This window comes from Paucibacter sp. B2R-40 (assembly GCF_025717555.1).
In the GTDB taxonomy this organism is placed as follows: Bacteria; Pseudomonadota; Gammaproteobacteria; order Burkholderiales; family Burkholderiaceae_C; genus Paucibacter_A.
Map to the genome: position 1 here is coordinate 106,845 of NZ_JAJIRP010000012.1, position 13,557 is coordinate 120,401.

Here is a 13,557-nt window from a genome sequence, read left to right on the forward strand (position 1 = left end):
CATCAGCTTTGCTCCCGGCTATCAGCCAAACGGTCCAACAGACCGCTGGCGCGCCGCGTGCGCAGCGCCAGCGCTTTGGTGAAGCCCGGCGGCCAGCCGTTGACCAAGGTAAAAGCCTTGCGCGCCCGCGTGATGCCGGTGTAGACCAGCTCACGTGTCAGCACCCGGCTCGGCTCGGTGGGCAACACCAGCACGGTGTGCTCAAACTCCGAACCTTGCGATTTGTGCACCGTCATCGCAAACGCAGTCTCGACATCGGCCAGCCGGCTCACCGCCACCGAGCGCAGCTTGGCGCCGTCGGAGAAATAGGCCCGCAGGCGCTGGCTCGTCGCTTCACCCTCAGGCCCAATCTGGCGCTGCGGCCGCAAAACGATGCCGATGTCGCCGTTGAAGACGCCCAGACTGACATCATTGCGGGTCACCATCACTGGGCGACCTTCGTACCATTCGCCGCGTTTGACCAAGAGCCGCTGCTCCAGCAGAGCCTGCTCGACCGCCTGATTCAGACCTAGCGCGCCAAACAGCCCTTCGCGCACCGCACACAGCAGGCGAAAGCGCTCAAAAGCCGTCAAGACCTGGCCCACCCATTGCTCAAAGTCGGCCGCATCGGGCTGTGCCGGGCCTTGTTTGACCAATTCCAAATAGCTGCGGTAGCCGCCCTCGGCGCCGGGCCGGCCTTGCACCGCCAGGCGCAGCAAGGCGGCCAAGTTTGGCGCTTGCAGCTCATGCAGGATTTCGCGCTCCCCCTGACGCAGCAGCTCGGTCGCCGAACGGGCATCGCCCCGGTTGACGGCCAGCGCCAATTGGCCGATCGGGCCACCGAAACGGTGGCTGCGGCGCAGCATCACGGTTTGCTGGGACAGCTTGGAAGCTTGGCTCGCCAGATACTCGGGCGCGATTGCCTGCCCGGTGACGGCTTGCGCGTAGGCCGCCGTTGCGGGTAAATAACGCCCCAGCTCGGCGTCAGTACAAAGATCGCCCAGCACAGCGCCCGCCTCGACCGAGGCCAGCTGGTCCTTGTCGCCCAGCAAGATCAAGCGACAGCCGGGGGGCAGCGCCTCCAGCAAGGCCGCCATCATCTCCAGATGGATCATCGATGCTTCATCGACGATCAGCACATCCAGCGCCAGCGGGTGGGCCGCGTCGGCCTTGAATTTGCGCGTGTCGGGGCGTGCACCCAGCATCGAATGCAAGGTGCGCGCCGGGCCGATTTGCGTCGCCAACTGCTGCAGCGCCAAGCTGGCGCCGAGCTGGGTCTGCAAGTCGCCCAGCGCCGAGTCTATGGCCTGCTTCAGGCGCGTCGCCGCCTTGCCGGTGGGCGCAGCCAGGCCCACGCGCAGACGCTGCGGTTCGGGGTCAACGGCGAACAGCAGCGCCAGCAAGCGCGCGACGGTATAGGTCTTGCCGGTGCCCGGGCCGCCGGTGATCAGTCCCAAGCGGGCATTCAGCGCCAAGCCGCAGGCCAGCTTTTGCCAGTCCAACGCCGGTTCGGCGCCCGTCTCGGGGAACAACAGGTCCAGCCAGCGTCGCACCTCGCTCTGCTGGGGCCGGTCGGCCACGGCAACCCGTGCCAGCACTTGCTGCGCCACCTTTTGCTCGCAGGACCACATGCGGCGCAGGTAGAGCTTGGCGCCGCTCAAGACCAGTGGTTCGCTACCGCCTTGCTGGCCCTCTTGTTCCACCCAAACCAGCGGGCTCGCGCGCAGCGCAGCCAACCAGCTCGGCAGATCGGCCGGCAGCTGCTCTTGCAGCATCAAACGCAAGGCCTCGGCAGCGTCCGCCTTCCATCCCAGCACGGCCTCGCTGTCTTGCAGCAGGAGATCCAGCGCCACACAGCTGTGGCCGCGCCCTTCCAGATGGGCGACCAAGGCCGCCGCCAACAGCAGCAGCGGCGGTGCCTCCTGCTGCTGCTCGGCCACAAAGGCGGCAAAAGCCGCGTCCAGCCGGCGCAACCAGCCCTGCTCGGTCCATTGTTTCAAGGTCGCCAACAGGGGCGTCATGGCGCGGCTCCGATCGCATCAAATTGCGCTGCGCTGCCTTGCAAGAGCGCATCAAGCTCATCCAGCATCTGCAAGGGCGGCCGCAGCACAAAGCAGCCCCGGCTGGGCGCTTGCAGGCCGCGCAGGAAGAAATAGAGGGCACCGCCGAGTTGCTGAGTTGGGTCATAGCTGGTGCCCAAGCGGGCCCGCAGCAAACGATGCAGGGCCAAGAGGTAAAGCGCCGCTTGCAGGTCATAACGATGCTCGGCCATGGCCGCGGCCAGCGCCGGCTCGCCGTAATCACTGTCCGTGGGGCCCAGATGGTTCGACTTGTAGTCCAGCACAAAATAGCGACCCTGATGTTCGAACACCAGGTCGGCGAAGCCCATCAAGAGCCCGTGCATTTGGCGCTGCGGCAGCGTCGGGCGAGCCAGACCGCCCAGCAGATGGCGGCGGCAAAGCGCGTCAAGCGCTTGCGACTGCAACTGGTTCGAGGGGAACCAGAACTCCATCTCGGGCAAAGGGCGACGCAACTCGCTCAAGGCCGCGCCGAGCTCGGGCAAAGGCGTCGAGCACAGCTGCAGCAGCCAGGTCAACACATCCTGCGCATGATGACCCCAAGCCTGGCGCTCGCAGCGGCGCAGCAACTGCGCTTGCAGATCCTGCGAATGCGCCAGCCTGTGGAAGCCCTCCCCGGCCAGCCATTCCAGCTGATCATGCAAAAAATTGCCTGCCAGCGCGCCGCGCGGGAAGCTGTGCCAGGGCTGCGTCAGCGGCTCGGTCGAGCCCGCGGGATCGCCTTGAACGCCTTGAGCGCTCTGAACACCTTGATCGCCCGGTTCATCGGCACGCGCCGCCGCATTCGACAACAGCGCTGGACTGGGCATGGCTCGCACCAAGGCCGAGAAGCTGCCGATGCCCCAGCGCCGCTCAAAATCAGCGTTATACGCCGGTGCCTCCAACAAAGGCGGCAATGCGCCGCGTGGCTGCAGCAAGCTCGGACCCAGCTCGGGCGCGCGCGCAGCCGGCATCAAGGCCATTTGCGGATTGCCGGCGGCCAACTCGCGCGCCAACTGCTGCAGCTGCTGCGCCTCGAAGGGCTGCGCGCCGCCCAGCACATAACCGATCGCGCTGCGGTAGGTCACGCAGTCCTTGCCCTGCCCAACTTTGAGTGCGCCGACGCCGATCCACAGCGCATGGCGAGCCCGCGTCAGCGCCACATACAAAAGCCGCAAGTCCTCGCGCTGACGCTCGACGTCGGCCTGGGCAATCTGTTCATCGCTGGGTTGCAGGTAGAGCTGCGCATGGCCCTCGGCGTCCGGCTGTTTGACATAGCTGCTGCGCGCCTTGCTGATGGCTCTAAAACTCGCGGCAAAAGGCAGGAACACCAGCGGGTATTCCAAACCCTTGGACTTGTGCACGGTGACGAGCTTGACCAAATCGGCATCGCTTTCCAGGCGCACGACCGCGTCTTCGGCCGCGCTGGCGCCGGCCACGCCACTTTGCTCGATCTGCGCCGCCAACCAGCGGATCAAGCCTGCCTCGCCGCTTTGCAGACCGCTGGCCGCCTGCAGCAACTCGGCCAGATGCAGAAAGTTGGTCAGGCGGCGTTCGCCTTGACCGGCTTCGCCGGTCTTACCGATTGCGCCGGCTTCGCCCCCCTTGCCGACACTGCTTTGGTTCAGCCAGCGTGCCGGCAATTGCAAGCGGTGCAAGAACTGACGCAACATTGCCAGCACGCCCTGCGTTTGCCAAATGCCCTGCAGCGCCCTGAGTTCGTCACTGCGCGCATCAAAGGCCTCATCGTCGGTGGCCAAGGCGGCCAGCTCGCTCAGGCTCAAGCCCAGCAAGCGGGTCGCCAGCGCGGCGCGCACCAAGCGCATGTCCAGCGGCGCAGCGACCGCCTGCAGGCAGCGCAAGAGGTCACTCGCCTCGGGGCTGGCAAAGACCGAGTCTTTGTCCGACAGATACACCGAGGCCACGCCACGCCGGCGCAGCTCGCGGCGCACTGCGGCAGCCTCGCGTCCGGTGCGCACCAGCACGGCCATATCGGCCGGCGCCAGCCGTTTGAATTCGCCTTTGCCTGCGTCAAAAAATCCAGCCTCAGGATCATTCAGATAATGCACCATCTGCTCGGCACAGCGCGCCGCAAAGAGGCGCTGGCTGCTGCCCGCATCCAGCAGACTCTCATCGACCACCCATTTGAGGGCCGGCACCGGCCCGCCGGCCTGGACAAAGCGCTCGGCTCGGCCGCGCGCCGCCACGCCGACAAAAGGCAGCGGGCTGTCGCCGGTGCCTAGGTCGCGAAACCTGAATGCCCCCTCGCCTGCCCGCGCTTCGGCAAACTCGAAAACCTGATTCACCGCCTCCACCAAAGCCTCGGTGGAACGGTGATTGGTGCCCAGCACATAGTGGCGGCCGGCGGTCTTGGCGCGCACGTCCAAGTAACTGTAAATATCGGCGCCACGAAAACCATAAATGGCCTGCTTGGGGTCGCCGATCAGCAGCAAAGCACTGCTCCTTGCGTTGGCTTCGATGCGGTAGAGGCGATCGAATATGCGCGTCTGCAGGGGCGAGGTGTCTTGAAACTCGTCAATCAGCGCGACCGGATATTGCGCCAATATGCGCGCCCGCAGGCGCTCGGCGCTCGGCCCCTGCGCGGGGTCCAGCGCCTGATCCAGGCGCGTCAACATATCGGCGAAACCAAACAAGCCCGAAGCTGCCTTCAGCGCCGCCAGACGCTGCGCGATCAGGCTGGCCGCATGCAGGCGCAGTGGTGGCGCCATGGCCGGCAAGTCCGCCATGGCGGCCAACAAGGTCTCAAAGGCGGCGAACTCCGCAGGCAAGGGTGGCAATGAAGCATCGCCTTTGAGCGCATCTTCCAAGCCGGCGGGCGTCAGCCGCGCGCGCCCCGCGTCGGAGATGGCAATCTCCTGCATTGCCGCGTCCTGGCTCCAGGCCGACAACGCAGCCAGCCAGGGCTGGTAGAAGTTGGGACGCAGCTTGGACTTGTTGAATGGGCAGGCTTTGTCAGCGGCCATTTGTGCGTCCAGCCAAAGCTGCATGGTGCTGGCCCGCTCGGCCCAACCCAGCTTCAAGGCTTGCAGCCCGGCCGCGCGTTCGGCGGCCACGCGCTCGATCAAGGCCGACAAAGGTGTTTGCGCGAGCAGCGCCGCTTCGGCCGGCAAACCCTGGCCGACCAGGGCGCGGGCGTCGGCCTGCAAGGCTTCGACATTGCCGAAAACCGCCAGCGCCTGATCCAGCGCCGCGCCGCCCAGCGGGTAAAGCTGGGCACGCCAATAGTCTTGGCTTGCTTCCAGCAGCATCGCCTGTTCATCACCGATCAGCTCTTCATCAAACAAGCAGCCGCTGTCAAAAGCATGCTCACGCAACATGCGTTGGCACCAGGCGTCGATGGTGTGCACGGCCGCGTCATCCATGCTCTCGGCTGCCAGGCTCAAGCGGCGCGCGGCGGCGCTGCGCTGGCCTGCGTCTGCATAGTCCGTCAGCAAGCCCTGCAGCAGCCCGTCATGCGCGGCGACCTCGGCCTCGCCGCGAAAGCATTTCGCCGCTTCCAGCAAGCGCGCCCGAATGCGATCCGACAGCTCGCGTGTCGCCGCGCGCGTGAAGGTCATCACCAATATCTCGGCCGGCAGCAGCGGCCGCCCGAAACCCTGCTCGGTGCCCTGCTCGCCGCCATGGCCCAGCACCAAGCGCAGGTAGAGCGCGGCAATCGTCCAGGTCTTGCCGGTGCCGGCGCTGGCCTCGATCAGCCGGCTGCCCCAGAGCGGGAAACTGCCGGCGTCCAGCAAATTTTGTTTGTCTTCACTCACGCCGATGTGCCCTCCAGCAAGCTCGCTGCCTGATGCAGCTCCAGCTTGGCGCTGCTCAGCACCCATTGATGAAACGGGCCATACAGCGCTTGCGCAAAAATTTCGAAACGACCATCGGTGCTGAGCGCGGCGAAGTCGGGATACAGGCGCGCCAAACAGGGCTCGTCGCCCTCGGCCGCTTGGCGATAAGGGCCGCCTTCATAGACCTGGGCAGCATCCCCCTTGCCGCTGACCAGCGCCAAGCCGGTACTCAGCGCCAGCGGCAAGGGCGCGTCCGCGCCGTCCATGCCCTGGCCCCAGGCCGATAAGAGCTCAGCCAACAAGCTCTGTGCCTGCTCCAGCGGCAAGGGCTCAAACGTCACCGTCGCGTCCTTGCCGATCAACACCCCGCGCAGCGGCACACCGCAAGCACTGGCCGCCAACTGGCGCACCCAGGCCTCCAGCAGGCGCTCGGGGTAGATGGCCTGGGTCTTCTCGTTCAGACACAGCCGGCTGGTCGTGAGACCGAGCCAGACCCGCTGCCCGCCCAGCTCTTGGCACTGCAAGTCGGCCAGCCAGTCCTCAAAAGGCGGCCCGCCCTGAGCAGCTTGAGCGGTCTCAAAAGGAAAACGCAACAACTGCTTGGGCGCCGCCAGCGGATAGAGCGCATGCAGCGCCAGCCAGCCCTGCAACATCGGCGTGAGCGTCGCGACCAATTTCAGCTCAACCCGCCGGCCCTGCTCGGCCATCGGCAAGCGCCCCGCTCGGCGCAAGCGTGCCGTGTAGGCGGCCACCCGCTCGGGCAAGTCCTGCGCTGTATCCAAACCCACCAGCAACTCGTCCAGCAGCTCTCGCAGCATCGAATATTCCAGCAGACCGGCGACCGCAAACGCTTCATCGTCCTCGGCCGCCAGCGCCTGTTCGTCAAACTGCACCAGCAAGCGCTGCTTGAAGAAGGCCTTGACCGGGTTTTTCAAAAACGCCACCAGCGCGCTCACGGTCAGCGCCGGTGGCGCCTCGGCGGCGTCTTGCTCTGGCGCTGCCGGCGTGCCCTCGGCCTCAGCTTGTGTGTGCGGCTGCGGCGCCACATGCGCATCGCGCCACTCGCGCGCATGGGTGAAAAAACCTGCCTGGGGCGACGTTGGAGCCGACTCAAAATAACGCCGGCTGAAGGGCTGCAGCGGATGCTCGGTGGTCAAAGCCTGGAGCACGTCCTTGTGCCAGCCGGCTTGCAGATAGTCGCGCAACTGCGAGACCAGCACCGAGGGTGGCTGCTCGCTGTTGTCGCGCACGCTGCGGCCGCTCCAGCTGATGTAGAGCTTGGCCCGCGCGGACAGCAGGGCTTCCAGCATCAGCTGGCGATCGTCATCGCGGCGCGAGCGGTCGCCCGGGCGCGCAAGGCCGGGCAGGCCCATCAAATCGAAGTCGCTGCGGCTGGCACGTCGCGGGTAGTCACCATCATTGAACCCCAAGAGGCAAACCACCTCGAAGGGCACCGCGCGCATAGGCATCAGGCTGCAAAAGGTCACGCCGCCGGCCTTGAAGCGGCGATTCAGCGTCGGCGCGTCCAGGCCTTCGAGCCAGGCTTCGCGCACGACGCCCAGCTCGACGGCTTCGTCAAAGCCGGCCAAGGCGCAGACGTCCAGCCACGCCGTCATGGCCGACTGCACAGCCGCAAGCGTCAGGCTTTCGGCCTCATTGCTGGGCGCAAAGAAGTCCGCCAGCAATTGGCGGCCGCGCTCGGCCCAAATGGCTGGCTCGGCTGGCTCGGCGGGGGCGGCGACCAGCTGCCACCAGGCCTCCAGCGCGGCGGCCAAATCGGCCAGCGAGCCGGCCAAACCCGCGCTCAAGCCACCCACCTCGGCATAGGGTTGAATGCCCTGGAAGGCCGGCCCCTCGCCAGCGCCATAGCCCAGCAAGATGCGGCGCAGGCCAAACACCAGGCTGTTTTGCTCGCCACAGGCGGCCAGCCCCATATTGGCGCGCTGGGCCGCGTCCAGGCCCCAACGTATGCCGGCACCCTCCATCCATTGATTCAGGCGCGGCAAGTCGTCCAGCGTCAGGCCGAAACGCGCCGCAATCGCCGGCACTTCCAGCAAGGCCTGCAACTCGCTCAGCCGGCAGCGTTGCTGCGGCAGGCGCAGCAGCCATTCCAGCGCGACCAAGAGCGGATTGTTGGCACGCTCCTTCAGGTCGGCGATGTCATAGGGGATGAAGCGTTTGTCGCTGCTGCGCGCGCCAAAGCCGAATTGCCCGAAGACCGAGCGGACCGCCGGCGCGAAGGACTCGATGTCGGGCACCATCACGACGATGTCGCGCGGCGAGAGTGCGCCCTGGGCCTCGACCAACAATGTCAGCAACTGGTCATGCAAGATCTCGACCTCGCGCTGGGCGCTGTGGGCGATGTGGAAAACGATCGAGCGGTCATTGGCCGCCACCGCCAGGTGCGGGTGTTCGGCCAGCGGGGTCAGGTCGCGGATATGTGCTTGGACCTGGCTCAGCAAGCTGTCACCGACCGACTCGTCAAACAAATCTACCTTGCTGACCTGGAAGCGCTCTTGGGCCTGCAGCACATCATCGAAGCCATCCAGCTGACGCACAAAATCGCGCCCCTGGCGACCCCAGCTGGCCAGCAAGGGGTGGGCATGGGCATGCATTTCTTCCAGCGACAAGGCGGCCAGATCCAGCCCTTGGCGCAGCGGTTGGCGGCGCCGCTTTGACGCCAGCAACTCGCGCCCATCCATGATGTCGGCCCAGTGATAGCGGCAGGGATTGGGGATCGCCAGCACCACCTGGCAATGCTCGGACAGGGCGGCCAGCGCCTGCAGCGTTTGCATGGGCACATGGCTCATGCCGAACAGAATAACGCGCCGCGCCAGCGGGCTTTCCGTTGCCGCGAGCGGCCCTTGGCCGGCTTGCAGCGCCGCGACAAAGCGCTGGTGCAGTTGCGGCCGTGAGCTGGCCCGCTCGGCGTCACTCAGCGGCGCCTGCAACTCGCGCCAAAGTGCGGCCTGCCACGCCTGATCGGGCGGCAAGGCCTGCGCGCTGCGGGCATCTTCGCCGAGCAAGCGCGGCAACACATCCAGCCCCGCGCCCCAGGCATCCAGCCAGTCGCTGCGATAGACCTGGTATTGGTCAAACAGGTCGGCCAGCGCCGAGGCCAGCTGCAGCCGCCGCTCCATGCCGCCCAGCCGCAAAAAGCCGGCCAAGGGCTCAAACCCGGGTCGGGCCATCAACTCGGGCAAGAGCCGCATCAGCCCCCAGGTCATTGGTAATTTATCCAGCCTGGAGAGCGCCGGCACCGCATCAAAACCCAACAATTGGCGGTAGGAGCGCCAGAGAAAGCGCCCCGGCAACTCGACCCGGGTGGCGGCGCAAATGCCGTTTTGCTCGGCCAGCGTCATCTTCAACCACTCGGCCACGCCATTGCTTTGCACCAGGAAGATCTCTTCCTCCAGCGGGTCCAAAGCTTGGCGGCGCAGCCACTCGAACACGGCTTCGCCGAGCAACTCAGCGCGGTTGCCATGCAGGACCAGCAGCCCCGGGGTGATTGTTGTTGTCATCTATCGAGAAATCCCTGATCGGTCGCTGTAGCGCGAGTGGCCGGCCATGCTTTTGGTCTTGGCTTGGCATTGTGGGGCCAAGCTCGGCCTGAGCTTTAGCCTTTGCGAGGCTTGAGCTTGGCCGGGTCGACTGTCAAGGCACCCAGATCCAGATCCTCGTGGCCGCGCGGCCGGCGCTGCTCGTCAAGCGCCTCTCGCAAGGCCGCGCCCGGCTGCCATGCCGGCTCCGCCGGCGCCGCTTGGCGGGCCGTGCCCGCGACCTGCGCCAACAAGCCCCCCAGATCCAAATTGGCATCGGCCCGGCTGCTTGTCGGCACGGCCATCTTGGGCAGGCTGATGCTGGATAAATCCAAATCGGCGCGCGCAGCGCTGCGCGGCAAATCGACCCGCAAAAAGGGCGCTGCATCGAGCTTGGCCTGCGCCTCAAGTTTGGCTTTGGCCTCGGCTCGGGCTTGTTGCGCCTGGGCCTGGGCTTCAGCTTGAGCTTGAGCCTGCTCTGCCGCTGCTTCCGCTTGAGCCTGCGCGGCAAAGCGAGCCTGCGCCTGGGCGGCGGCTTCGGCGAGATCATGTTGCGCTTGTTGCTCGGCCCTGGCCTGCTGCAATGCGGCCTCGCGCTGCTGCTCAGCTTGGCGCTCCATGGCCAACTGATCAGCCGCTTGTTCGGCCAACTTGGCCCGCAAAGCCTGCATGGCTTGGGCCTCGGCCAAGGCCAGCGCACACGCCTGGGCCTCGGCCTGCTCGCGCCGAGCTTGCTCAGCACGGGCCAGTTCTGCGTCAAGGCATCGCTGCGCTTCACGCTGCTGCTCGACTTGCCTTTGCAGCGCCAATGCCTGCTGCGCCTCTTCGGCTGCCCTGGCCTCGTTGGCCTCGCGCGCTTTTTGCTGCTCGATTTGCTGCTCGAGCTTGGCCTGCGCCTGCGCCAGCGCTTGGGCTTGGGCTTGCGCTTGGGCTTGAGCTTGGGCCTGAGCCAAGGCTTGGGCTTCAGCCAGGGCTTGGGCCCGCAACTCAGCCTCGGCCCGTTCACGCAGCGCTTGCTGCTCGGCCAACAGCTTTTCCGCGTCGCGCCGCTGCGCGGCCAAGCGCTCGCGCTCCAGTTTTTCCGCCGCCTGGCGGGCCGCCTGCTCGGCCTGCCGGGCTTGTGCGGCAGCCTCAGCCCGTGCTTGCGCCTCGGCCTCGGCTGCGGCTTTCTGGCGAGCCGCCGCTTGCTCTGCAAGCAAGCGTTCGGCCTGCTGTTCGGCCTGTTGTTTGGCCTGTTGTTCCGCCAACTGCTGCTCGGCCCGCTCGCGCTTGACTTGCTCTGCGGCCTCGAGAGCGGCTCGCTCGGCGGCGATTTCAGCAGCCTTTTTAGCGGCTTGATTGGCGGCTTGATCGGCAGCTTGATCGGCAGCCTTGAGGGCAGATTGTTCCTTGGCTTTTTCCTGCGCCAACTGCGCAGCCGCACGGGTCGCAGCTACTGCTGCAGCCGCTGCCTTCTTTTGCTCAAGCGCCAGTTTGCTGGCTTGATCTTTCTGGAGAGCTGCCGCCGCACGGGCGGCGGCCTTTTGCGCCGTCAACTGCTGCTTCTCGGCAGCCAGCTGTGCCTGGCGCGCCGCTTTGGCGTCCAGCTCCGCCTGCTTCTTGACTGCCTTGGCTTGAGCCGCCTGCTGCGCGAGCAATTTGGCCCGCTCCTGGGCCGCTTGCCGCGCAGCTGCAGCCTGGGCAGCAGCTTCAGCGGCCTGCTTGATCTTGGCCTCCTTGACTGCCTCCTTGGCGGCCAACTGGGCGGCGGCTTGAGCGGCGGCTTGAGCGGCGGCTTGAGCGGCGAGTTCTGCGGCAGCTCGGGCAGCCTGCTCGCGAGCCTCGCGTTCGGCCGCCGCGACCCGGGCCTGCTCCGCCAGCAGCCGCTGCTGCTGCTGGGCCAATTTCTCTTGCTCGGCAGCCAACTGCTGCGCAGCGGCCTTTGCCGCCTGAAGTTCAGCCACCGCGCGCTCGGCCGCCAGGCGTTGTTCCAGCATGCGAGCGGCAGCGGCTCGCTCCTGTTCGGCAAGCTCGACCGCCTGACGGGCCTGCTCGGCCTGCTCGGCGGCCAAGCGCTCTTTTTCTGCTCGCTCTATTTCGGCGCGCTCTATTTCAGCGCGCTCGGCGGCCGCTCTTGCTGCTGCTTCTCTTGCAGCCTCCATTGCAGCCTCCGCTGCGGCTTCTTTTGCTTCAGCTTCTCGAGCCGCAGCTTCTTGCGCTGCCGCGAGCGCTTGGCGGCGCTCGGCGAGTCGCTCGGCGGCCAATGTGGCCTGCAGGGCAGCCGCTGCAGCTTGGCGTTCCAATTCAAGCAGTTCGTCCGCTTCGCTTGCGGGCCCGGCTTCGATCACGACTTCTTCAAGCAGCTCCGGCCGAACAGGTGCGTTCAGGGCCGGACGGCGTTCGAGCAGGTCTTCGACATCGGTGACGTCATGCATATCCCAGCGTCCCGCGCCGGGCCGCTCGCCGGCGCGCTGAGTGGGGCGCGCCGCTTGGCCGGCGAACGCCTTGTGCGCGGCCGCACCCGACTTGGGCGCGCTGTTGGCGTTCAGCGTCGCCTGCGAGATCGACAGGTCCACCGGCTTGTCGCGCTCGCGCAGCATTTCGGTGAAATCCTGAAGTATCGAATTGGGGTCAAAGCCATCATGCGCCGTCATGCCCGCATTGTGCCCGCCCGGCTCACGCCAATCGCCGCGTAGAAGCCCCTACAAACCCGTGCTGTGGGCCTGCGCCCGATGGTTCGGTACTTTTACCAGCGGCAGCCCTTGTTGGACTTCGCCGCATCCAGCGCCAGCGGCACCACAGCCAACAGACCCAGGGACTCGCCGTAGGCCTTGCGGCAATCTTCCTTGGCGGCCTTCTCCATGTCTTCACTCAGCTTGGACTTGCGCTCGGGCGGCGCCGGCAGCAGTTGCAAGACCCCGCTCGAACCCCGGCTGGACAACTCGCCGCCACGCGGGCGCGGCAGGTTGAGATTCAAAGGCGGCGGTTTCGCCGCCGCGGAGGCCGGCGTCGCCACATCTTGACCCAGGCGCGGCCCGGCTTCAGGTGAGCCCGGGCTGGTCACGGCCGGCAACAGGCTGGGCGCGGCGGCATTGGACATGTGGGAGGAAGATGGCGTGGCCGCCGACACAGCGCCGGGCACTGTGACCGCCGCATCGGCCTTTGCCGGAAGCGGCGCCAGCGCTGTGGCCTGGGCCGGCGGCGTAGGCGCCAAAGCTCTGACTTCATTGGCCACCTGGCGGCTCAATTCCGAGGGTGCGGTCAACTGCTTGCTGCTGGGCTCAGCCACCTGGGCGGGACTTGCGTCAAGCACAGGCGCGGGTGTCACAACAGGCAGGGGTGAAGCAACAGGCGCAGGCAAACTGTCCGGTTTGAATTGTGGCAATGGCGACACTGGCGGCAGCGGGCTGGGCGCGAGCTGCGCTGGGTTCAGCCGGCTCGCTTGGCGTGGCTGCTGCGGCTGCTTGGGCTGATCGGGCTGCTCGGGGGTTGGCACAACGCGTCCTATCGCCTCGGCCTTGGCGCGCGCGATCGCGCTAGCCGGCGCCGCCTCCATCACCATCACCCGCGCCTGCGGCAAGGGCAATGGCTCCAATGGCAACGGCGCGAGCGCCCTTGATGGGCTCAAGCCGGTCATAGGCGCTGGCCTGGCTCGCGTCACGGCATTCTGAGCGGCCGGCGCGGCCATCATCAGCGGCGGGGGGCTGGCTTCGACCTGAGCTTGAGCCGGCACAGCTGTCGTTGCCGCAGCCGCCGTGGGCGCCTCGGCTCGATCGACTGGCGCGACCGACTCGACCCGCTCGGCCCGCCAGTTGCCAAGTTCGGCAGCACCCGGCGTCGTCGGCCGTGGCGTCTTGCGGGCCGGATCTTCCATCGGCCTGACGCTGCCGCCGAAGCGCTGCTGCTTGGCCTGGCCGACCGGTCCACCGCTGAGTTCCGGCAAAGGCGGCCTGAGCTGCGGGGCTGCGCTGCCGGTTTCGTCCCTGTTGCCCACCAAAGTGACGTTGAGCCGGCCCCACACGCCGTCGCCGGGCCGCGCGGTGCCGGTCGCATTGCCAAACATCAGCACCAACCAGATATGCAGCAAGACCGCCAAGGCCAAGCATTGACGCAGCAGGCGGTCGCCTGCCGCGGACGGCGGCCCATGCGGTGCTGGTGGGATGTTGTGCTTGAGGAACAATGTAAGCCGAGCTAAATCCTGAATTA

General features: G+C 66.6%; 5 protein-coding genes. All 5 read right to left on the reverse strand.

Annotation, left to right across the window (positions count from 1 at the left end; all coding sequences use genetic code 11):
* Window positions 1–2: 2 nt before the first annotated feature.
* Window positions 3–2,000: an exodeoxyribonuclease V subunit alpha gene (gene recD, locus LNV09_RS21420; RefSeq protein ID WP_263559088.1), complete on the reverse strand. Its 1,998-nt coding sequence runs from the start codon at window positions 1,998–2,000 to the stop codon at window positions 3–5.
* Window positions 1,997–5,812, reverse strand: a complete 3,816-nt coding sequence (gene recB / locus LNV09_RS21425; protein ID WP_263559089.1) for an exodeoxyribonuclease V subunit beta — start codon at window positions 5,810–5,812, stop codon at window positions 1,997–1,999. Before recB ends, recD begins: the two co-directional genes overlap by 4 nt.
* Entirely contained in the window at window positions 5,809–9,354 is a 3,546-nt protein-coding gene (gene recC / locus LNV09_RS21430; RefSeq protein WP_263559090.1) for an exodeoxyribonuclease V subunit gamma, read from the reverse strand. The genes recB and recC overlap by 4 nt, the downstream gene beginning before the upstream one ends.
* A gap of 95 nt (window positions 9,355–9,449) precedes the next feature.
* A complete protein-coding gene (locus tag LNV09_RS21435) occupies window positions 9,450–12,005 on the reverse strand; it encodes a coiled-coil domain-containing protein (protein ID WP_263559091.1) in 2,556 nt (851 codons plus the stop codon).
* Between the two features lie 92 nt (window positions 12,006–12,097).
* Complete coding sequence (locus tag LNV09_RS21440; RefSeq protein WP_263559092.1) at window positions 12,098–13,531, reverse strand: hypothetical protein; 1,434 nt, start codon at window positions 13,529–13,531, stop codon at window positions 12,098–12,100.
* Between the last annotated feature and the right edge of the window lie 26 nt (window positions 13,532–13,557).